Here is a 22,131-nt window from a genome sequence, read left to right as displayed (position 1 = left end):
ACTCACGCATGCACGAACCGAATCCAATTACTTTGGCTGCAAAAGCTTCCGATGAGCCAGAATTCCGACCTATAGGAGTTGGCCCATGGGAAGAAGAACATCCAGGTGAGCCTCGTCCAGATAATCCAGAATCGCCAAATTATGATGCGCGGTTTAGCACTGAATTACTAGACGAAGGCGACCAGCGTAACGTCTTAGATCGCTACAGATACTGGAAAGTAGAAGCCATAAAAGCGGATCTCGATTCTAAAGGCCGTCATGAGTTTGAAGTAGCTGTAGAAAATTGGACTCACGATTTCAACATAGGCTCTATGGTTCGCACTGCGAACGCGTTTACTGCGAAAAAAGTGTATATCGTAGGGCCTCATAAATGGAATCGTAAAGGCTCATTAATGACTGAGCTATACCAATACGTTGAGTGCTGCCCAACTATTGAAACTCTAGTAACTAATTGGCGCGAAAATATAGCACGGGAAGCAGAAGAAGCGCATCAACTTTTGCTTAAAGCGCAGGCAGAAGGCAATAAAGAAGCCGAAAAAATCGCAAATATCAAGGAACAAGATGCTAAAAACGCTCGCGTTATAGCGCTCGATATTATTCCAGGTGCTGTTGCTATGGAAACCTACAAGTTCCCTAGACGTTGCCTTATGCTTTTTGGTGCAGAAGGTCCGGGTCTTTCTAAAAAAGCGTTACAAATGGCGGATGACGTTGTTTATATTTCGCAATTCGGCTCTGTTCGCTCACTAAACGCGGGAGCAGCTGCAGCTGTTTCCATGCACGCGTGGATTGCGCAACATGCAGTGCCAAATTGCTGAATCTTAATAAAATATTAATTAGAATTTCGGTAGCAGAATTTTGTCAGCAGAATCTCATCAGCAGTATTAGTTAAAACGCAGCAGCCTGTACTCATAAACGCTTACATTTAATGTGTATTTTTTTTTATTTGTGATATTGTTAATTTATGTTAGAATTTCAACATATTACAAAGCGTTTCGGCGCAAAAACAGTGCTTAACGACGTTTCTTTCGTCGCCGAAGACGGTAAAGTCACGGGCTTTTTAGGTCCTAATGGCGCTGGTAAATCTACCACCATGCGTTGCGCGTTAAATCTTATTCACGCCAATAGTGGCACTTCTCTTATTGACGGAAAACCTTACGCAAAAATCGCATCCCCAATGACGGAAGTTGGCGCAGTTCTTGACGCAAAGTCTGCCCACAGAGGTCGTTCCGCATATAATCACTTGTACTCGCTCGCTTTAACTCACGGAATATCAAAAAAGCGCGTTGACGAAGTGATTGATATTACTGGTTTAACTAGCGTAAAAACTCGCAAAGCGGGATCCTTCTCACTCGGCATGAGCCAGCGTCTTTCGATTGCGGCGGCACTTTTAGCAGATCCGCACAATCTTATTTTGGACGAGCCAATTAACGGTTTGGATCCAGAAGGCGTTAAGTGGGTTCGCGAATTGTGCAAGTATTACGCAAGCCAAGGTCGAGCAATTCTGCTTAGTTCGCACTTGATGAGCGAAGTTGCGCTTACTGCAGATAACCTTGTGATTATTGCGCATGGCGAAATTTTGGAGCGCACAACAGTACAAGATTTTGTTGACGCACATTCTCAGCATGCTATACGTTTAGTAACGCCAGAAGGTGAAAAGCTAAAGTCTGTGCTTGTTCAGAATCATCCTGAATGCAAGATTTTGCCAGATAATCGCACGCCTCAAGACGTTCAAGAAGGCGAGCTACTCAGAATAACAGGTTGCGAGCTCAACCAGATTGCGCGCGAAATTGCGGATAATCAGATTTTGGTATATCAGCTGAATCAAGAGCATGCTTCGCTTGAGGAAGCATATTTGGCTCTTACGCACGGTCAAGAGCAGTACGTAACAAAAGCATTGCCAAATACTACTGCTGCGACTGGAACGCAATATGTAGATGGAAGGAGCGCAAAATGAGTGGGCAAATTGAACAAGCTGTTGAATATCCGGCGAGCAATTCTTACAAAACAGGCCGCAGCATGAACGCTCAGCACTTACGCCTTACATTTATGCACACGCTTAAATCTGAAATTGTTAAGCTGCGCGGACTTGCGTCTACGTGGTGGTGCATGGCATTAACAATTGTTTTGCCAGTAATTTTTAGTTTTATTATCGCGCTTGTGCAGAAAGCAATGTCTAAAGTTGACGTTCATAACAATGGTGCAGCTGGTAGCAAATCAAGTGCTGCGATTACCGTTGGGCCGAGCGATAAAAGTGATCTTATTGCATCTCAAGAAGGCATTTTCCGCTTAGTTATTAGCTTTGCTTCTATATCTTTGATTGTTTTGGCGATTTTTGCAGTGCTTGCTGTAACCGCGGAGCATTCTACAACTTCGATTCAGGCTTCTCTTACTGCTGTACCTCGAAGGGGTATGTTCTTTACGGCTAAATTTGTTGCGGTTGCAATCTACGTTTTTGTAGCCCAACTTATTGCAATGACAGTTTCGCTAGCTGCTGCAGAATTAGCTTTTATGGGAGATAACATTTCCGGATTATCGGGAAGCAACGTGTGGAAATTGCCGCTTACTCTGTTCCTTGGCTCTCCTGCAATTATGGTTGTTGTGTCAGCAATGGCCTACGGTTTTGGCATGATTTGCAAGTCAACTGCTGGCGGAATTATGTGCGTTATTGGAGCCGTGGTGATTCTGCAGACCATTGTTAGCATTATTATGCTTGCAAGCAATTTTGCGAAGTGGACTTCAATACTTATTCAGATTTTGCCAGGCAGTGCTGTAAGCCAATTCTTAGAAGCCTCCGCTAATTCTGGGCTGCAACTTCCACCAAACGCATATGTTTTTACATGGTGGCAGTCCGGTTTAGTGGTTCTTGCTTGGGCTGTAATCATGTACGCAATTGGCTACGTTATTGAAAAGCATCGCGATATTTAAACATAGTAAGTATAAATAAAATAAGCCCTGTTCAATCGCAATCATTACTGAGCAAGTGAGCGGGGCTTATTTGTTGCAACTATTTGCCGATACTAATTTCTAATTCTTCTTCTTGCTAGAAATAGAGCACCCAGCTGCAAATAACGCGATAGCCCAAGCAGCCATAGTAATAATAGATGGCACTAATTCTGGCACTAAGCTCATTGTGTATTTTCTTGAGAATCCTGATCATCTTGTTTCTTTTTAGCAAATTGAGGATGAGCATACTCTGGTCCAATATATGAAGTATCAGGCAATGGTAGCTCGGTAGTAGGCTTAGCATGTTGTGGTTGCGCATGCCGGTTGATATTTCTTTGATTTTCATATTTTGCATAGAGCTGATTCCGGCAATATCCATAATCTCTGATACGCGACTTTTTGGAATTTTACAATATTTTGCAACGAATGTGAGCTTTTTATAGAACTAGTATTTCTATAATTAGCTTTTAAATCTAATACTTTGCCGACTGTTTTTATTGGGGAATTAAGCTTTTTGTATGGGACGCCGTCGAATAATACTTCACCTTCATTGGCTTTTATGAGTCCCAATGCGCAATATAGCGCAGTTGATTGAACCGTTAGGGCCAACAAATCCCGTAACTTTGCTATCTTCTGCTACAAAAGAAATATTATTGAGTACTTGCTGTTTTTATAGTACTTGGATATATTTTGTATCTCTAACATAACTAAATCCTACTGCGAAAAATGTAATAGAAACCCTATTTGTGTAAAAAATTAAGGACTTTATCTCGTAACTGGCTACAAGATAAAGTCCTTAATTTTTTCAGTTTTATTTATTTATGCTCAATTGCAATATGAGTTCAGTCATTCTTTACAGTTTCAGCAACGCGAGGCCACAAGGTTGTGCCCCAGTTCTTGATTGTGCGCTGACGAACCAACGGCAAATCAGTACGGTTGTACACTGTACGCCATGGTTCCCATACCAAGCCGGTCTTTTCTTCCAACTTAATGCGAAGATTGCGCACATTGCCCTTGAACTGAATCGTTGTGCTGAAGTGAGCGGTACGATACTTGCCGTTTCCTTCCCAAGCGCGAGAACGTACGTATGGAGTTCCGTCGATATCAGTGCCGTACTCATCCCAGTAGACGTAGTAGCGAGCTACATAAGCTCCACGGTGATCCAAGGTCAAATAACCGTCACGGTAAGCAGAAACCTTAGTCTCAACATAATCGCTGTTGCTCTGGAGAGTTGCTACTTCGTTATCTTTTACGAAGGAAGTAGTGTAAGCGATTGGAACAGCTGGGCTAGAGGTGCTCAAATTTGCACCTTCCTGAATCAAAGCCTTCAGCGTATCGATATTGCCGGTAATAACCTTTGCTGCGCCGTTAGCGCTGCCGCCGAGAATCACTGCAGTAACAGAAGTATTCTGGAGAATGCGATGGAATTCGGTGTTTGGCTTAATTTCTACGCCCTTAATTGCCGCTTCTACTGCAGCCTGGAAATCAGTGCTCTTGCTGGTGGTATCGAACTTTACGTACATTGAGCGACCATAAGCTACGTTTGACACGTAAACTGGTGGGCGTTTGCTGTCAACGCCACGGTTCTTCAAGCTTTCTGGCGTAGTGCATGGAGCAAAGAAATCTGCTGGGCTATCTGGAGCGTCGACGCTTACTGTGTAGTAAGTTTGCTTGAAGTTCACAATTTGAGTCTGCTTCTCACCCTTGTGTACTGCATCGAAATCAATCTTCAGCGGTACGCCAATCTTTGCAAAATCAGCACCAAACTTAGCCTTGAGCTGGTTCATGCTCTGTGCGCTTGCGGAATCATACTGCATACGAGCTGCCACATGATGGCTTGCTGCATATTGTGCATTCCACTTAGAAACTAAACCGTTAACTGCTGAAGTAACGGAGCTCTTGGTTGGATGTTGCACAGTTACAGCACTCTCGCCGCCGTGGAAGCCTGGCAAATCAATGCTCAAAGTTAATGGTGCGCGATTTGCTGAAATCAAGCTTGGCATGTTATCCATCAAATTCTGGTCAGCGCGGAATAATGCACCAGGATACACGCGATCATTGTTGGCCGAAGTTACCGACAAGTTTGACGTTGTATTGGTGATGTTCTTCTTCTGATGCTCAACAACAACGAATTCGCCGTTCTTGTTGAAGCTGTCGCTGGAGAATTTATTGTTAATTGTTTCGCCGTGACGTGCGAGAATATTCGTTTTATCGTAATGCAAATCCCACAAGTAGTTGTTCAGCGAGTCCTTGCTGGCTGCGCAAGATGCAGCTGGTGCAGAAGGCTTTGCAGAAGAATCTGCCATTGCTGGAACTGCTAAGCATTGTGGAATAATAGTCGCGCCCGCGAGCAACAACATTGCTGCATTACGGTAGAACTTTGTGCTCTTCATATGTATCCTTCGATTTTTATTAGATTTTATTTCAAATTATTTTTTCAGTGAGATGCTGCAAATACGTGCTTCAGTGCATATATATGCTTCAGTGCATCAGCTTCAGCTTCTCACATCACACGATTATTACACACTTTTTATTTATGCGATAATTGTTTAAAATAATTTTTTAAGTTTCAAACAAAAGTTTAAATAATGCTGAAATACCAACACTTTTTTGTTACGTCAGTTTTGTCGTTTCGGCGTGTTGACAGATAAAATGAACGGATTTTACGTATTTTGATTCGTGATAATTTTGTGAAAATATATGCAAAATATTTGTGCAAGTATTATTTAGTGTTACACATGCGCAATTTTTAATTGCTTCAGTCTTAAAGAATTAATTTGTAGTACTTTCTCAATAAAACAAAATAATCAACAAATAATTCTCATAAAGCTTTTATCCACATTGCTTTTTTCTACTAACGAAGGTCACGTATCACACATATAGTTGAGGTTATGCCTACATTCACACGCGAAGAAATTGAGCATTTGGGCGTTTTATCCCAGATTGCTTTAAGCGACGAAGAAATCAGTCGCTTGCAAGGCGAATTGAACGTCATTGCAGAATCTATTAATAAAGTGCAGGAAGTTGCTGGCGAAGATGTGCCACCTACTGCAAATCCAGTGCCTTTGGAAGCTTATTTGCGTCCAGATGAGCCTGCTACACCTTTGACTCAAGAAGAAGCTCTTTCGGATGCTCCTAGAAGTGAGTCTGGCATGTTTGTAGCGCCTCGAATTTTGGGGGAGGAATAAAAACATGACTAATACTCAAGATTTGGTAAAACTTTCTGCTGCCGATATGGCAAAGGCTGTAAAAGCTAAAGAAGTTTCTAGCCGTGAACTTGTTGAAGCTCACTTGGCAGTCATTGAATCTGCAGAGCCAGAAATTAAGGCATTCTTGCATGTTTCTGCAGATATTGCTCTCGAGCAGGCAGATGCTTTTGATGCTAAGAACGCTAATGGTGAGACTGAAGGCTTGCCTGAGCTTGCAGGCGTTCCAATTGCAATTAAAGACATGATTGTCACTAAAGGCATTCCAACCACTGCAGCATCGAAGATCCTCGAAGGCTGGGTTCCACCTTACGATGCTACTGTTATTGAAAAGCTCAAAGCAGCTGGCATGCCAATTCTCGGCAAGACTAATTTGGATGAGTTTGCTCAAGGTTCTTCTACAGAACATTCTGCTTATCAAACTACTTGCAATCCTTGGGATACTGAGCGTGTTCCTGGTGGTTCCGGCGGCGGTTCAGCTGCAGCTGTTGCTGCATTCGAGGCTCCTATTGCTTTGGGTACAGATACAGGTGGCTCTATTCGTCAGCCAGGTGCTTTAACTGGTACAGTCGGCGCAAAGCCAACTTATGGCGGTGTTAGCCGTTTTGGTGCAATCGCTATGGCAAGTTCCTTGGATCAGATTGGACCTGTTTCTCGTACCGTTCTTGATTCTGCGCTTTTGCAGGAAATTATCGGTGGTAACGATAGGCGCGATTCTACTTCTATTCCAGCTCCTGTTCCTCCAATGGCTCAAGCTGCTCGTGAGGGTGCTCGCCGTGATTTGAAGGGCTTGAAGGTTGGTTTAGTTAAAGAGCTTAGTGGCGACGGATTCCAGCCGGGAGTTGAAGCACGCTTTAATGAAGCTGTGCAATTGCTTAAGGATATGGGTGCAGAAGTAACAGAAGTCTCTTGCCCTCATTTCCCTTACTCTTTGGCTGCTTACTACATTATTATGCCTTCGGAAGTTAGCTCTAATTTGGCTCGTTACGACGGCATGCGCTACGGTTTGCGCGTAATGCCGCCAGCAGACAAGCCTCAGACTGCTGCAAATATGATGGCTGCAACTCGTGAAGCTGGTTTCGGTGACGAAGTAAAGCGCCGTATTATTCTCGGTACTTACGCGCTTTCCGCTGGCTATTACGATGCTTGGTATGGTTCTGCACAGAAAGTTCGTACGCTTATTATTCGCGATTTCGAAGAAGCGTTTAAGAAAGTAGATGTTCTTATTTCTCCAACAAGCCCTACAACGGCATTTAAGTTTGGTGAGAAGATGGACGATCCGCTTTCTATGTATATGAACGATATTGCTACGATTCCTGCAAACATGGCTGGAGTTCCTGCTTTGAGTCTCCCAGCTGGCTTAAGCGACGACGGTTTGCCTGTTGGCATTCAGATTATTGCTCCGCAATGCCATGATGAAAAGATGTACAAGCCTGCAGCAGCGTTGGAAGCTGCTCTCGAAGAGCAGTGGGGCGGCTCAATCTGGAAGTCGCTTAAGGCTGGCTGGCTCGATTCATTGGCTAAGTAAAGTTAAGCAAAGCTTAAGTAAGAAGGATTCTCATGGCTGAAAAACTTATGAAATACGCCGATGCTGTTGAGCAGTTTGATCCAGTATTCGGTTTGGAAACTCACGTTGAGCTTAGCACGCGCACAAAGCTGTTTTGCCCAGCGGAAGTGTCTTTTGGTGGCGAGCCAAACACTCAGCTAACTCCTGTAAGCCTTGGTTTGCCAGGCTCTTTGCCAGTTGTAAACAAGACTGCAGTTGATTATGCAATTAAGCTTGGTTTGGCATTGCATTGCGAAATTGCTGAGTGGAGCCAGTTCGCTCGTAAGAACTACTTCTACCCAGATATGCCTCGCGATTATCAGATCTCCCAGTACGATAAGCCTACCAATGGCAACGGTTACTTGGATGTTGAGCTTGAAGATGGAACCGTGTTCCGCGTTCCGATTGAGCGCGCTCACATTGAAGATGATGCTGGTAAGAATACGCACGTTGGTGGTGCTGACGGCCGTATTGAAGGCGCAAATCATTCTTTGGTTGATTACAATCGCGCAGGTGTGCCTTTAATCGAGATTGTAACTAAGCCAATCGAAGGCGCTGGCAGCCGCGCTCCAGAAATCGCAGGCGCATACATGCGTGCTATTCGCGATATTGTTCGCGCTCTCAACATTTCTCACGCTCGCATGGAGCAGGGCAATATGCGTGCTGACGTGAACGTTTCGCTCCGTCGCAAGCCAACCGATCCATTTGGTACGCGTTCAGAAACTAAGAATGTGAACACATTCCGCGGAATCGAAAAGACGCTCCAATATGAGATTCGTCGTCAAGCTGCTATTTTGAGTGAAGGCGGCGAGATTTTGCAGGAAACTCGTCACTGGGATGAGGCAACTCAGACTACTGCTGGCGGTCGTGTGAAGTCGGATGCTGACGATTATCGCTACTTCCCAGATCCTGATTTGGTTATGCTTCACATCACTAAAGAGCATATTGAGCGCATGAAGGCGCAAATGCCTGAAATGCCTCGCGAGCGTCGTAACCGTTTGCAAAGCGAATGGGGTATTAGCGATCTTGAAATGCGAGATATTCTTAACGCGGATGCTCTTGATTTGGTTGAAGAAACCGTTAAAGCTGGTGCAACTGCAGCAGGTGCTAAGAAGTGGTGGCTTGGTGAGCTTGCTCGCGAAGCAAACACTCGTGGCGTGACTTTGGAAGAATTGCCTATTACTCCGCAAGATGTGGCTGAAGTTGAAAAGTTAATTGCAGACGGCAATCTTAACGATAAGCTCGCTAAGCAAACTGTTGCATGCGTTTTGGCTGGCGAGGGTAAACCTGATGAAGTTGTTAAGAAGCACGGATTTAAGGTTATGAACGACGACGGTGCTTTGGAAGCTGCTGTTGACGCTGCTCTTGCAGCCGATCCTGAAGTTGCCGAAAAGCTTAAGTCTGGAAACATGAAGCCGATGGGTGCAATTATTGGCGCTGTCATGCGTGCGACTAAAGGTCAGGCTGATGCTAAGGCTGTTACTAAGATTGTGATGGCAAAAATCAAAGGCTGAAAAGTGCCGTAAAGGCTGAAAAATTTAATATTTGATAACGCTAATGTATAAACGTAAAAGCGTAATCAATATTCAAAAGTAAGTGCTGCGTACTTGCTGCATGCTCAAATCAGATTTGTTTGTGTAGCAGGTGCGCAGAATTTACTATTTATCAACATTGCGAGGCATTTTTCGTCTTCGGGATTATCATATATTATGCGACATGAGAATTATGCGAAGGGCTTAATTCTCAAAGGCACAATACAAGTAGGTGACTATGCAACAAACCAATGATGGTGTTATTAACTCTCGCGAGTTACCAAAATCTATAGTAATTCCTCAAATTCGTGGAGAGATGGCGCACCTTCGTCCAGCTACGTGCGATGATTTTCAAAGAATGGATGATTTGTGCGCATTTGATGGTGCTGCAGTTATTACTGGAAAGGATGCTAATTCAGAGCGTTCTATGGTTCATTCGTGGGTTGAAAGCTCTATGCAATGGACTAAAGATAGTCTTATTGGCGAAAATCCTTCTGAATCTTGTCGTTTTGCTGGCGATGTTCAATTGCGTCACACTATTGCGTGGGCGATTGTTCCTGATGTTTTGGATGATTCAAATAACGCTTCCGGCGACATTATTGGCATGATTTTCCTTATAGATATTGACGGATGGTCTCGCAGTGCTCGAATTCAAGTTGTTTTAGGCAAAAATTATCGAGGAAGAGGCTATTCGCGCGATGCGATGCCTAGAGTTATGACTTATGCTTTTGCATCAGAGCCGACTGGTCTAGGGTTGCATAGAATTTGGGTGGGAGTTCCGGCAACTAATACTCGTTCGCTTTCGGTGTATCAATCGCTTGGCTTTGTAAAAACAGGCACTGCGCGCGATGCATTATGGGATGCCCAGAATCAAAAATATCAAGATTTTGTTGTAATGGACACTCTTGTAGATGAATATGATGCTATTCGCTCGCTAGATGCTTTTGGGTTACACGTTATTGAAGAAAATCCTGGTGTAATTGAAGCTTTGAGTGCGCATGAACATTCTGTGGCTATACCTGTGCATCGTGATAATCTTGATGAAGCATGGCCGTACAATGTAAACGTCTCTGAAGGAAGTTCATCAAAAAAAGCTTGGTGGCGCATTATAGGTCGTGGACGCAAACGTAATACGGAAGGTAAGTAATGAGCGCCGAAGATCTCGACAACTATGAAACCGATGCAGAACTTGCGTTATACAAAGAATACCGTGATGTTATTAAGCTTTTTACTTATGTTGTAGAAACAGAGCGACGATTTTATTTAGCCAATAAAGTCGATTTTAATGTGCGTTCAGCAGGTCAGGATGTTTATTTTGATGTTCAACTTACGGACGCTTGGGTATGGGATGTTTACCGCCCTTCGCGTTTTGTTAAAAATGTACGAATAGTAACTTTTAAAGATGTAAATGTTGAAGAAGTACAAAAAACAGACATTGACATTCCTGAATCTATCGCGTGATGCGCGTATGCTCAATAAGGATGTATAGGAATTGCTTACCTAGCACGCAAAGTGTTTTCGTAAAAATTTGATGTATTAAGATGGAGGACAAGTGACGGATACACAATCCCCAAAGGAATCTGTGGTAATTATTGGTGGTGGTCCGGCAGGGTTGACGGCAGCCTGGGAACTCGTTAAGGATGGCGGATCCAGCCGCTACGACGTAACAGTACTCGAAGCCACGCGTGAATTTGGCGGCATTTCGCGTACTGTGAAGTATAACGGCAATCGTATGGATATTGGCGGTCATCGTTTCTTCTCAAAAGATGACCGTATTATGCAGTGGTGGCGTGAAATGCTACCTCTCCAGGGTGCGCCTTCATATGATGATAAAAAGCTTGGTCGTCATCATGATTTGGAAGCAGGTGGACCTGATCCTGAAGTTGAAGATGAAGTGATGTTGAAGCGTCATCGCGTTTCTCGTATTTTCTGGAATCATCATTTCTTTGATTATCCAATTTCTCTTTCTGCAGCAACCTTGCGTTCTATGGGCTTTATCTTGACTATGAAGGTTGGCTTCAGCTATTTGTGGTCTATGATTCACAAGTTGCCAGAAACTAATCTTGAGAATTTCTACATTAATCGTTTCGGCAAGAAACTTTATTCCATGTTCTTTGAGGGCTATACAGAGAAGCTTTGGGGTAGGCATCCAAGCCAAATTTCTGCCGATTGGGGTGCTCAGCGCGTTAAGGGCTTGAGCATTGTGGAAGTGTTGAAGAACGCTTTTTCCAAGCTTTTCCCTAAGAAAAAAGGCAAGGAAAAGGAAGTAGAAACCTCATTAATTGAGGAATTCTGGTATCCAAAGCTTGGTCCTGGTCAGTTGTGGGAAACGGTTGAGCGTCGTTGCCGCGAAAACGGTGCTACTGTGCGCACAGACGCAAAGGTAGTTGCTATTAAGCAAGCAGACGGAAAGATTTCCAGTGTTGTAGTTGAAGATGCAAATGGAGAGCGTTCAGAATTGCACGCCGACCAGTTTATATCTTCTATGCCAATTAAGGATTTGGTAGCTGCTCTTGAGCAGGGTGCAAATGGTGACGAAAAGGCTGAAGTTCCAGCAGAAATGCAACGCGTTGCCAAAGGTTTACCTTATCGCGATTTTGTGACTGTAGGCTTGCTTGTTAAGCGCGTGCGTCTGCGTAATACTACCACTATTCCAACGCTTGGTAATCCTCCTATTGTTCCTGATTGCTGGATTTACGTGCAGGATCCTGGATATAAAGTCGGACGTTTGCAAATCTTCAACAACTGGAGCCCATATCTCGTTAAGGATGTTGATAACACTGTTTGGATTGGTCTTGAGTACTTCTGCGACGAAGGTGACGACTTCTGGAATATGAGTGATGATGATGCTCGCAAGATGGCTATTGACGAGTTGACTCGTATGCAGGTTATCAATGGTGAGGAAGACGTTCTTGATTCTCACCGTGAGCGAGTTCCAAAGGCATATCCTGCTTACTTTGACACATACGCTCAGATGCCTGAATTGATTGATTATCTTGATGGCTTTGGTAATTTGTATTGCGTTGGTCGTAATGGACAGCATCGTTATAATAACCAAGATCATTCAATGGCAACTGCTATTGAGGCTGTAGAAGATATCCGAACTGGAGAAACTTCTAAGAAGAACGTGTGGTCTGTTAATACTGAAAAGTCGTATCACGAAAAGAAGTAGTAATTAATTCTCGTATAAATTTGAGCGTTTGATTTTAAAGCGCAAATAATTTAGCGATATAGCGTCAATAATACTGGGTGTTACCCAAGTTATTGGCGCTTTTTGTTTATGTGAGTAGCTCTTTAAAAACTTTATAGAAATTGCAATAAAATACTAAATACTATGGCGCGTCGCATTGTACAGCGTCGTATAGCTGTAGTAGCATACATAATGTTCGTTGTTATGTACATATGAATTGTTATGAAATAGCAGCGAGTTCGTGACGGATTTTTCCGTAATCTTCCATGTAAAGACTTGCCGGGTCTCTATTCCGTGCGAGTTAAGGAAAGGTAAAATTGTGGCAACAGGCCAGAATCTTGAAAAAATGAAGCTTTCAGAATTGAAAGATCTTGCGAAACAAATGGGTTTGCGCGGTACATCTACAATGCGTAAGCCTGAGTTGGTGGCTACACTGACGGCTGCTCGTAATGGGGGAGAAGCGCCTGCAGGTGTAAGTGTTCGTGTTCCTCGTGATGTTGTGAATGCTAATAAAACTGCAGATACTAGTACAGATATAGAAGATGTTAGGTCATCGAAAGACAATAGTGATTTAGAAGCGTTAGAAGTTTTGGTTCCCAATGCTGCTTCAGATCGTCGCTATAGAGACGAAGAAGATTTTGGGAATAAAAATTATCGACGCGATGCGAATCGTAATAATACATTCCAGCGTCGTCGTTCCTCAGAAGATCGTAATGATAATCGCGATCGTAGAGAAGATGGTATGGATTCGCATGAGTTGGATCAAATTTTGGCAACATTGCCTGGTGAAGATTCTCATGCAGAGGGTGAACCGCGTCGTCAGCGTGTAGCTTCTCGTGACTTTGATAGAGAAGAACAACAAAATCGTGCTGATCGTTTCCAGCGTCGTATGCGCGGTCGTGCACGTGATTACGATGAGTCTCGTTCAGATTATTCAGATCGACAGAATCATTCAGAACGCATGAATCGAGTAGAACGTGAAGATCGTGATGAACGTCGTGCTGAGCGTGGAGAACGTCAAGATTGTAACGATCGCAATGTTCGTCTTGATCGCGATGCACGCGATGCTCGCGAAGAGCATGATTTACGTGAGTCTCGTCGTGAAGAGTCTCAGGAAGAGCTCGTGCCAGTAGCTGGAATTGTTGATGTCTTAGAATCTTACGCATTCGTGCGCACTTCTGGTTATTTGCCTGGTCCTAACGATGTTTATGTTTCAATGAGCCAAATTAAAAAATATGGCTTACGCAAGGGTGATGCAGTTCAAGGCTCCATTCGTGCTCCTCGCGAAGGCGATCGTCGAAATCAGCGCCAAAAGTTTGTTCCTTTGCAAACAATCGATAGCATTAATGGAATGAGCGTTGAAGAAGCTCAGTCTCGACCGCAATTTGCTAAGTTGACGCCGTTATACCCACAAGAGCGTTTGAAGCAAGAAACTACTCCGAATCGCATGTTGGGACGTGTTATTGATTTAGTTGCCCCAATTGGTAAAGGTCAGCGCGGTTTGATTGTGTCGCCACCAAAGGCTGGTAAAACCATTACTCTTCAGAATATTGCAAATGCAATTACTACAAATAATCCTGAAGTGCATCTTATGGTTGTGCTTGTCGATGAGCGTCCAGAAGAAGTTACCGATATGGAACGCACTGTGCAAGGCGAAGTGATTTCTTCTACATTCGATCGTCCTGCAACGGATCACACTACTGTTGCTGAGCTTGCTATTGAGCGCGCTAAGCGTTTGGTTGAGCTTGGCCAGGATGTTGTGGTTTTGCTTGATTCTATGACTCGTTTGGCTAGAGCCTACAATATTGCTGCTCCTACTTCTGGTCGTATTCTTTCCGGTGGTGTTGATGCTCAGGCGTTGTACCCACCAAAGAAGTTCTTCGGTGCTGCTCGAAATATTGAAGACGGCGGCTCTTTGACGATTATTTCTTCTGCATTGGTTGAAACCGGCTCTAAGATGGATGAAGTAATCTTCGAAGAGTTTAAGGGCACTGGAAATATGGAATTGCGTTTGAGTAGAGATTTGGCTGATAAGCGTCTCTTCCCAGCAGTAGATATTAATGCTTCTGGAACTCGTCGCGAGGAGTTAATTACTCCAGCTGCAGATTTGCCAGTTATTTATCGTTTGCGCCGTCTCTTTGGTGGTCTTGAGGCAGAGCAAGCGTATCAGACTTTGATTCCTCGATTGAAGAAAACTGCTTCAAACCGTGATTTCTTGGCTGCCATAACTCAACAAACTGGCACTGCTACGAATAATTCTTCTTCTACGACTATTGCGTAGTTCTTATTTCGTAAGGAATTAAAATTATTGCCCTTTGGATTATCTACCAAGGGGCAATAATTTTATTTATATTTATATTCGTTAATAACTAATATTTTATGCAGCATGTAAAGCTTGTTGCGCAAGTGCAAATTTGCTTATGCGCGCTACGCCTTCTTTAAGTTCTTCTGCTTTCCCAGCGTAAGATAGTCGCACGAATCCGCTTCCTTCTGCGCCAAAGGCTTCTCCTGGCACAACAGCAACTTTTTCTTCATCTAAAAGTTTTTTGCTAAATTCTTCTGAACTTAAACCAGTTGGTCGAACGTCAACAAAAACGTAGAATGCACCTTGAGGCTCTATAAGACGCAATGCATTGCAATTTGCCAATCCGTCTATAACAAGCTGACGTTTTGCACGATATTCTTCTCTCATTTCGCGCACGTGATCTTGCGGACCTGTTAATGCAGCTACGCCGCCATATTGTGCGGTAGAATTTACAGAAGAATGCATCATTTCTGCAATTTTGCTGGTTTGCTCAATAACTTGACTTGGTGCAAGAATATATCCAATTCTCCATCCTGTCATTGCATAAGTTTTCGATAAACTTTCTACAATAATGGTTCGTTCGTGCATTCCTTCAGCTGCTGCAATAGATGGTGCTACAGCATTTCCGCAAGGTTCAGTTTCTGGATTGCTTGCGAATACGAATGGATGGTAGACTTCGTCAGAAATTACCCAAAGATTAAATTCTTGGCATAATTTTGCAACTTCTTCGAGTTCTTCTGCGGTTGTTACAGCACCGGTTGGGTTGCATGGAGAATTGATAATGATGGCTTTAGTGCGTGGCGATATAGCTTTGCGTATTTCTGCTGCATTAATATGCATTCCATGTTCTGGCTTAAGGGCTACAGTTACTGGAATTCCTTCGCACATTAGCACTTCTGCATCGTATGATGTGAAGTATGGAGATGGAATAATAACCTCATCTCCCGGATCTATTACTGATTTAATAGCTAAATATAATCCAATAGTAGCGCCGTCAACGGCTTGAATTTCTGTGTCTGCGTTGTAGTTTAAACCTTTTACTCTATTCGTATAATTTGCAGCTGCCTCGCGGAATTCTGGTATGCCTAAAACGTCTGTGTATTTTGTTTTTCCCTCTCGTAATGAGTTGCACGCGGCTTCAACAATGTGTGAGGAAGCAGTTTCGCCTGGTTCTCCTAGGCATAGTGAAATAGCGTCTGGTATTTGTTCTACACGGTCAAATACATCTCTAATACCTGAACGAGGTATTGAAATTGCATGTTTCGCTACTTTTGCCATGCTGTGCTCCTTTTTGATTGTTGGTTTTGATTTTATAAGAATAATCTTTAAAGGTTATAGGCTTCGTTTATACGCTTATTATGCGAATTGTACAACACTATTACGGCTGATGTTAAAAGAAAAAATTATTTTTAACGTAATAATTTGTATTTTTTATTATTTTTTGAATAAATTTGTTCTTTTTCTGTAAAAAATACTGTACCATGAAAGAGACTGCAATGTGGCGCTACATAGATTCGTTTTAGATTCTCAATTCAGCGTCGACTGGAGAATGGAGGACGTATGGCTGGAAATCCTCATAAAGCTGAAACTAGTATAGCTATGGATTCAACTGATGCAATCATTGTTGATATTCTCGAACATGATGGTCGAGCGACGTTAACTCGTTTGGCGAAGGCTTCGGGTTTGTCTGTTTCTGCAGTTCAATCTCGAGTGCAAAAGCTTGAGCGTAAAGGTGTTATTACTGGTTATCGCGCGTTAATTGATTATGAGCGTCGTGGTTTACCTGTAAGCGCATTTGTGTCTGTTACGCCACTTGATTTTGGGCAGGAAGCTACAATACCTAACAAATTGCGTGATATTTCTGGTATTGAAGCTTGCTATTCGATTACTGGTAGTCCAAGTTTTATGCTGGTAGTGCGTGTTGCTACGCCAAGCAAATTGGAAGAACTTATTAATACCATTCATCGCATAGTCCCTGTCAGTACAGAAACAACTATGGTTCTGCAAACATATTTCGATTAAATAATATGTGTGATTTTTCTGAAACAACGGTTGACGCGCGCGATACATCTCTTACGACATGTTGCAAAGTTGCTGCCGAAGAGATTATTGTGTTGCGTCAATCTGTTGATAATTTTGATAATGCAATAATTGCGCTGCTTGCTGAGCGGTTTAAAACTACGAAACGAATTGGTGAGTTGAAGGCTGAAGCTGGATTTGCTCCTGAGGATTCTAAAAGAGAGCAGCAGCAAATAGAAAGTTTGCTAAATATTGCGGAAAATGCCGGATTAGATTCTTCGATTGCGTTGAAATATCACGAGTTTGTTGTTACTGAGGCTAAGAAACGTCATCAGCAAATGCAGTCTTGAGATTAGATATTTCTGTTATTTTAATTGCGTTGAACTATGAATCACAATCAGTTTGTAGATTTTGAAAATAGATTTTCGCATATCGGTATGTAATGTTTTTGTGCATATGCGTGGCTATCTGAGTAATAAAGGCGGATAATACAAGTATGACTATTGCAACTGTTGAACGTTATGCGCATATGCTTGATGCTGCAAGTCGAGGTGGCTACGCATACCCTGCTATCAATGTTACTAGTACGCAAACTCTTAATGCAGCTTTGCAGGGATTTGCTCAAGCTGAATCTGATGGCATTATCCAAGTTTCTGTCGGTGGCTCTGCTTATTTTTCGGGTCAATCTCTCAATAATCGTGTTGTTGGTTCAATAGCATTTGCAAAATTTGCGCACGAAGTAGCAGCTCAATATCCTAATATCACTATTGCGCTTCATACAGATCATTGTGCTGAGCAATATTTAGATGATTGGATTCAACCACTAATTTCTTATGAAACAGAACGAGTCAAAAAAGGCGAAGAACCATTATTTCAGTCGCATATGTGGGATGGCTCAACGGTGCCTTTGCAACATAATCTAGACGTTGCAGAACAGTTGCTGGATGCTTCGCAAAAATCTCGCACAATTCTTGAAATTGAGATTGGTGCTGTTGGTGGAGAAGAAGATGGGCATCGTGCTGATATTGACGAGAGATTGTATTCTACGCCTGAAGATGCTTTGCGTGTTGTAGATAAACTTGGCTTGGGTGAACGTGGCAGGTATATGGCAGCGTTTACTTTTGGCAACGTTCATGGAGCCTATAAGCCTGGCGTTGTAAAACTGCATCCTAAATTATTGCAAGAAATCCAAAAAACTGTATATCAGAACTATCAAAATATTTGTGATACTCGCACCTTTGGCGCTTCTAAAAAGCCGTTCCTGCTGGTATTTCATGGCGGATCTGGCTCTACTGCTCAAGAGATTGCTGAAGCTGTGCGTTACGGCGTAATTAAAATGAATATAGATACCGACACTCAATACGCTTTTACTCGTGCAATCGCTGGTCACATGTTCAGCAATTATGACTCTGTTCTTAAAATAGACGGAGAAGTTGGCGAAAAGAAGTTGTATGATCCTCGATCTTGGGGTCGTGAAGCCGAAAAAGCCATGGCTCAGCGTGTAGCAGAAGCTTGTGTGCAGTTAGGTTCTGCTGGTAAAGCACTGAAATAGTAAATTTTTAATTTTATATATTTCATTTTCTTATTCGGTAGGGGCATAGAGATAGTCTTAACAGGTAAGGATTGTGCTTATTTGAGCAGCGTTAGCTCAAAAATGGAGGTGCGGCATGCCTGGTATTGTGCTTATTGGAGCTCAATGGGGTGACGAAGGTAAAGGCAAAGCAACAGATTTAATTGGTTCAAAGGTTGATATTGTCGCACGTTTTAATGGCGGTAATAATGCTGGGCACACTGTTGTTGTTGGCGATAAATCTTATGCATTACATTTACTTCCAAGCGGAATTATCAGCCCTAATGTTACGCCTGTAATTGGTAATGGTGTTGTTGTTGATCCAGAGGTATTGCTTGAAGAAATTGACGCTTTGGAATCTCGCGGTGTAGATTGTTCGCGCTTGCTTGTGAGCGAAGCTGCGCATGTTATTACTCCGTATCATCGAGTTATTGATAAAGTAACTGAGCGTTTTCTTGGCAAACACAAGATCGGCACGACTGGTCGTGGTATTGGACCTACTTACGCAGATAAAATTAATCGTGTTGGTATTCGAGTGCATGATTTATTTAATGCTGATCACTTGCGCGACAAAGTTGAAGCAAGTTTGCATCAAAAGAATCAAATGCTTGTAAAACTTTATAATCAACATCCTATTGATATTGATGCAGTTACTGCTCAACTTGTGGAGCTTGGCAAACGCTTGAAGAAATATGTTGCTGATACTTCATTAGTATTGAATGAAGCAATGGATGAAGGCAAAACTGTGCTGTTTGAAGGTGGACAAGCCACAATGCTTGACGTCGATCATGGCACTTATCCGTTTGTAACTTCTTCAAACCCTACTGCTGGTGGCGCTTGCACGGGTACTGGTGTTGGTCCTACTCGTATTACGCGCGTAATTGGAGTAGCGAAAGCGTATATTACTCGTGTTGGTGAAGGTTCATTCCCAACTGAACTTTTGGATGAGCAGGGTGACTGGTTGCGTGAGCAAGGCCATGAATATGGTGTTACAACTGGTCGTCCTCGTCGTTGTGGATGGTTTGATTCTGTAGTAAGCCGTTATGCAACTCGCGTAAATGGTTTGACGGATATTGTTCTTACTAAGCTTGACGTTTTGACTGGTTTGAAGGAAATCCCAGTTTGCGTAGCTTATGATGTGACTTTGTCTGATGGAACAGTTCAGCGTATGGAAGAAATGCCTGTAGATCAATCACTGTTTGCTTCTGCGAAACCAGTATACGAGATGCTTCCAGGCTGGAATGAGGATATTTCTCAAATTCATAAGTTTGAAGATTTGCCTCAAAATACGCAAAGTTATGTAAAGCGTTTGGAAGAGCTTTCTCATTGCCGTATTTCTGCTATTGGAACTGGTCCGCAGCGTGATCATATCATTAGTGTTCACTCACTAACTGACTGAAATTGTTTATTATTTTATGATCAACTTAGCAAAACGGCACTTCTCGGTTGGGAGTGTCGTTTTGGTTTATGACGATAATTTCAAAAAGAGTGAAAATGAGTAAAATAAGCGGAAAAAATAAAAAAAATAATTGTCGATTATACTTTTTAGTTTTTATTGGTGGTACATGTGGAGCTTTCGTGCGCGCAGTAATTTCTTCTTATGCGCACACGATTCACCAAGTAGACGGACAATCATTTATATTTGGTCAGCTTACTTTAGGAACTTTTTTGTCGAATATGATTGCATGCTTTATTTTTGCTCTTGTTACTGCAATATCTGTTAAAGCTTTAACGCAAGAAAAGCAAACTTTGTATAAATATGCGCTAGGAACAGGCTTTTGTGGCGGATTGTCGACTATGTCTACTTTCGCGTTTGAAAGTGCAATGTCTTTTATGTCTCCACGCATAACGCTTGTTGTTTTGGGCATGCTTTTTTCGCTGCTTTTTGGCGTTTTTATGGCTTTTGTTGGTAATTGGGTTGGAACAGGAATTGCGAATTGCATGAACAAAAAGCAAACTCGATCTGTTGCAGAAGCTAATACTAAGGTGATGAAGTGATGAATTCTTTATACGTTTTTATTATGTTTATTTTGCCTTGCTTTTTTGGCGGTTTAGGTGCTGTTTTAAGATGCGCAATGACTAAAAAAATTTCAGCTGCTCATAAAAGCGAAGTTCCAGTTGCAACGCTATTTATCAATTGCGTTGCTTCATTTGCTATAGGTGTTATGTCTAATGTTTTCATGGTTGCAGCTGCAATATGTGGAGTACGTTTTGCTTATTTGATGATTTTGGGATTTTTGGGTGGATTTTCCACGTTTTCTACTGCAATTTTTGAAGGTGTGGATCTTATTCAAAGAAAGCGCATAAAAGATGGAGTGTTCTTGCTTTTTGCAGAACTTATTGTTCCATTCTTTGCTGCTTCTGTTGGGTATATTGTTTCGCAAATATTGTTACTGTACGTAATTTAGTATTTAGAAGTTAAGTGTTGTGCGCAGAATCGAGTTGTAGTGAAGTTTAAGAATGCATTGAGCTTTTTGAGTAATAACTTAAAGCAAATATCAAAAACTTTTTGCCAGCTTCGTTGGAAAGTAATATTAGCTGGGATATTTGTCGGCGTTGTTTCTGGTTCATTAGTAGCTTCTTACAGGCTTGGTATTGAATACGGTACAGATTTTGCGCGTTGGATGTATTTACAAATCCGGCATAACGCATGGTGGATTTTGCCATGCTTAATTTTTGCTGTAATTGCAGGTTTAATTATTGGCTGGATGAGTCGTAAAGAAAGTATGGCTTCTGGAAGTGGTATTCCTCAAGTCGTGGGATATGTTAATCGCGGTTTGAATATGCGATGGCACACGATTCTGCCAGTGCGTTTTGTTGGCGGTTTACTTGGTTCTTTATTTGGATTGTCTCTTGGACGTGAAGGTCCATCTATTCAAATAGGTGCATGTGGTGCTCAGATGTTGTCTCGAATTTTTCGTAAAGGTAGGCGTGACGATATTAAAGAGCATTATGTGGTAACTGCTGGAGCTGCAGCCGGTTTATCTGCTGCGTTTTCTGCGCCACTTTCTGGAGTTATGTTTGCTATGGAGGAGATTCAGCACGGCTTAACTTCAATTGTTCTTATAGGAGCTGCTGCAGCTGCTTTATGTGCTGATTTTGTTTCGCAAACTTGTTTCGGGTTGCGTCCAGTTCTTGATTTTGGTCAGATTCCAGATTTGCCAATGAACTTGCATATTTGGATTATTCCTCTTGGTATTTTTGCAGGTTTTGTAGGCTCGATAATGAATCGTTCGTTACTTGGTTTGCAAACATTATACGGATATTTGCCAAAGTGGATGCCTGTTGCCATTGCTTGCTTAATTGCAATACCAGTTGGCTTGTTCCTGCCTGAAGTTCTTGGTGGCGGATCTAATTTAGTGCGACTTTCTGAATATGGAAAAGCAAGTCTTGCAATGCTTTGTTTGCTATTTGTGGCAAAAATGTTGTTTACTTCTACGAGTTTTGGTTGTGGCGCTCCCGGTGGTATTTTTATGCCTATTCTTGCAGTAGGTGCGCTCGCAGGTGGTGTTGCTGCGCGCTGGATTACTAGCGTTTCAGCATTTGGCATTGATACAAAATTTGTATCTGTGTTTGCAGTTTGCGTTATGGCTGGTACGTTGTCTGCATCTGTAAAAGCTCCACTCACTTCGATTTTGCTTACTGTTGAAATGTCTGGAACTATGATTCATACGCTTCCAGTTGCAGCTTCTGCATTTATCGCATTGCTTATTTCGGATATTCTAAAAACTAAGCCAATTTATGGTGAGTTACTTGAACGCTATATGAAAGTTAATAAAGATTTAGTATTGCCATCTGTAAATTCTGTAAAATAGATGTT

The 22,131-nt window shown here is 42.4% G+C and carries 19 protein-coding genes; 17 read left to right on the top strand and 2 right to left on the bottom strand.

Annotated elements, in window-relative coordinates; translation table 11 throughout:
* Positions 1–8 precede the first annotated feature (8 nt).
* From HXT39_RS06500 to HXT39_RS06490, 3 genes are all read left to right on the top strand, one after another.
* Positions 9–815: a TrmH family RNA methyltransferase gene (locus HXT39_RS06500; RefSeq protein WP_103013764.1), complete on the top strand. Its 807-nt coding sequence runs from the start codon at positions 9–11 to the stop codon at positions 813–815.
* Between the two features lie 146 nt (positions 816–961).
* The gene (locus HXT39_RS06495) at positions 962–1,954 is read left to right on the top strand and encodes an ATP-binding cassette domain-containing protein (RefSeq protein ID WP_004136505.1); all 993 of its coding nucleotides are present in this window, start codon (positions 962–964) and stop codon (positions 1,952–1,954) included.
* Positions 1,951–2,925 carry an ABC transporter permease subunit gene (locus tag HXT39_RS06490; RefSeq protein WP_103013765.1) on the top strand — a complete coding sequence of 325 codons (975 nt, stop codon included), beginning with the start codon at positions 1,951–1,953 and terminating at the stop codon, positions 2,923–2,925. The genes HXT39_RS06495 and HXT39_RS06490 overlap by 4 nt, the downstream gene beginning before the upstream one ends.
* An 860-nt stretch (positions 2,926–3,785) precedes the next feature.
* Here the strand turns inward: HXT39_RS06490 and vly are convergent.
* Entirely contained in the window at positions 3,786–5,336 is a 1,551-nt protein-coding gene (gene vly / locus HXT39_RS06485) for a cholesterol-dependent cytolysin vaginolysin (protein WP_004110067.1), read from the bottom strand.
* Positions 5,337–5,834: 498 nt separating this feature from the next.
* On the opposite strand from vly, the gene gatC reads away from it, so the two are divergent.
* From gatC to rho, 7 genes are all read left to right on the top strand, one after another.
* Positions 5,835–6,131, top strand: a complete 297-nt coding sequence (gene gatC / locus HXT39_RS06480) for an Asp-tRNA(Asn)/Glu-tRNA(Gln) amidotransferase subunit GatC (RefSeq protein WP_004105888.1) — start codon at positions 5,835–5,837, stop codon at positions 6,129–6,131.
* Between the two features lie 4 nt (positions 6,132–6,135).
* Entirely contained in the window at positions 6,136–7,677 is a 1,542-nt protein-coding gene (gene gatA, locus HXT39_RS06475) for an Asp-tRNA(Asn)/Glu-tRNA(Gln) amidotransferase subunit GatA (protein WP_004110065.1), read from the top strand.
* Between the two features lie 32 nt (positions 7,678–7,709).
* Entirely contained in the window at positions 7,710–9,209 is a 1,500-nt protein-coding gene (gene gatB / locus HXT39_RS06470; RefSeq protein ID WP_076002567.1) for an Asp-tRNA(Asn)/Glu-tRNA(Gln) amidotransferase subunit GatB, read from the top strand.
* Positions 9,210–9,465: 256 nt separating this feature from the next.
* Complete coding sequence (locus HXT39_RS06465; protein WP_076002568.1) at positions 9,466–10,374, top strand: GNAT family N-acetyltransferase; 909 nt, start codon at positions 9,466–9,468, stop codon at positions 10,372–10,374.
* Complete coding sequence (locus HXT39_RS06460) at positions 10,374–10,688, top strand: DUF2469 domain-containing protein (protein ID WP_004105898.1); 315 nt, start codon at positions 10,374–10,376, stop codon at positions 10,686–10,688. The genes HXT39_RS06465 and HXT39_RS06460 overlap by 1 nt, the downstream gene beginning before the upstream one ends.
* Before the next feature lie 91 nt (positions 10,689–10,779).
* Complete coding sequence (locus HXT39_RS06455; RefSeq protein WP_012913735.1) at positions 10,780–12,399, top strand: NAD(P)/FAD-dependent oxidoreductase; 1,620 nt, start codon at positions 10,780–10,782, stop codon at positions 12,397–12,399.
* A 337-nt stretch (positions 12,400–12,736) separates the two neighbouring features.
* A complete protein-coding gene (rho, locus tag HXT39_RS06450) occupies positions 12,737–14,698 on the top strand; it encodes a transcription termination factor Rho (RefSeq protein ID WP_004110057.1) in 1,962 nt (653 codons plus the stop codon).
* 96 nt (positions 14,699–14,794) lie between these two features.
* On the opposite strand, the gene HXT39_RS06445 is transcribed toward rho, so the two are convergent.
* A complete protein-coding gene (locus HXT39_RS06445) occupies positions 14,795–16,000 on the bottom strand; it encodes a pyridoxal phosphate-dependent aminotransferase (protein ID WP_004110055.1) in 1,206 nt (401 codons plus the stop codon).
* Positions 16,001–16,282: 282 nt separating this feature from the next.
* Between HXT39_RS06445 and HXT39_RS06440 the strand changes: the two genes are divergently transcribed.
* From HXT39_RS06440 to HXT39_RS06410, 7 genes are all read left to right on the top strand, one after another.
* Positions 16,283–16,744 (top strand): Lrp/AsnC family transcriptional regulator, encoded by a 462-nt coding sequence (locus tag HXT39_RS06440; RefSeq protein ID WP_004105907.1) that lies wholly within the window; start codon positions 16,283–16,285, stop codon positions 16,742–16,744.
* Between the two features lie 5 nt (positions 16,745–16,749).
* Complete coding sequence (locus HXT39_RS06435) at positions 16,750–17,091, top strand: chorismate mutase (protein WP_004110050.1); 342 nt, start codon at positions 16,750–16,752, stop codon at positions 17,089–17,091.
* A gap of 146 nt (positions 17,092–17,237) precedes the next feature.
* On the top strand, positions 17,238–18,293 hold the full coding sequence (fbaA, locus tag HXT39_RS06430) for a class II fructose-bisphosphate aldolase (protein ID WP_004110047.1): 1,056 nt from the start codon (positions 17,238–17,240) through the stop codon (positions 18,291–18,293).
* Positions 18,294–18,408: 115 nt separating this feature from the next.
* Positions 18,409–19,710: an adenylosuccinate synthase gene (locus HXT39_RS06425; protein ID WP_102703307.1), complete on the top strand. Its 1,302-nt coding sequence runs from the start codon at positions 18,409–18,411 to the stop codon at positions 19,708–19,710.
* A 95-nt stretch (positions 19,711–19,805) separates the two neighbouring features.
* A complete protein-coding gene (locus HXT39_RS06420; protein ID WP_033888544.1) occupies positions 19,806–20,309 on the top strand; it encodes a fluoride efflux transporter FluC in 504 nt (167 codons plus the stop codon).
* Complete coding sequence (locus tag HXT39_RS06415; protein WP_004110041.1) at positions 20,309–20,719, top strand: fluoride efflux transporter FluC; 411 nt, start codon at positions 20,309–20,311, stop codon at positions 20,717–20,719. The genes HXT39_RS06420 and HXT39_RS06415 overlap by 1 nt, the downstream gene beginning before the upstream one ends.
* A gap of 39 nt (positions 20,720–20,758) precedes the next feature.
* Complete coding sequence (locus tag HXT39_RS06410) at positions 20,759–22,126, top strand: ClC family H(+)/Cl(-) exchange transporter (RefSeq protein WP_004110037.1); 1,368 nt, start codon at positions 20,759–20,761, stop codon at positions 22,124–22,126.
* The last annotated feature ends 5 nt before the right edge of the window (positions 22,127–22,131 follow it).

Source organism: Gardnerella sp. DNF01159 (assembly GCF_049244215.1).
GTDB classification, from domain to species: domain Bacteria; phylum Actinomycetota; class Actinomycetes; order Actinomycetales; family Bifidobacteriaceae; genus Bifidobacterium; species Bifidobacterium swidsinskii.
Note: the sequence above shows the minus strand (reverse complement) of the source record. Positions and strands in the feature narration are given on the sequence as shown.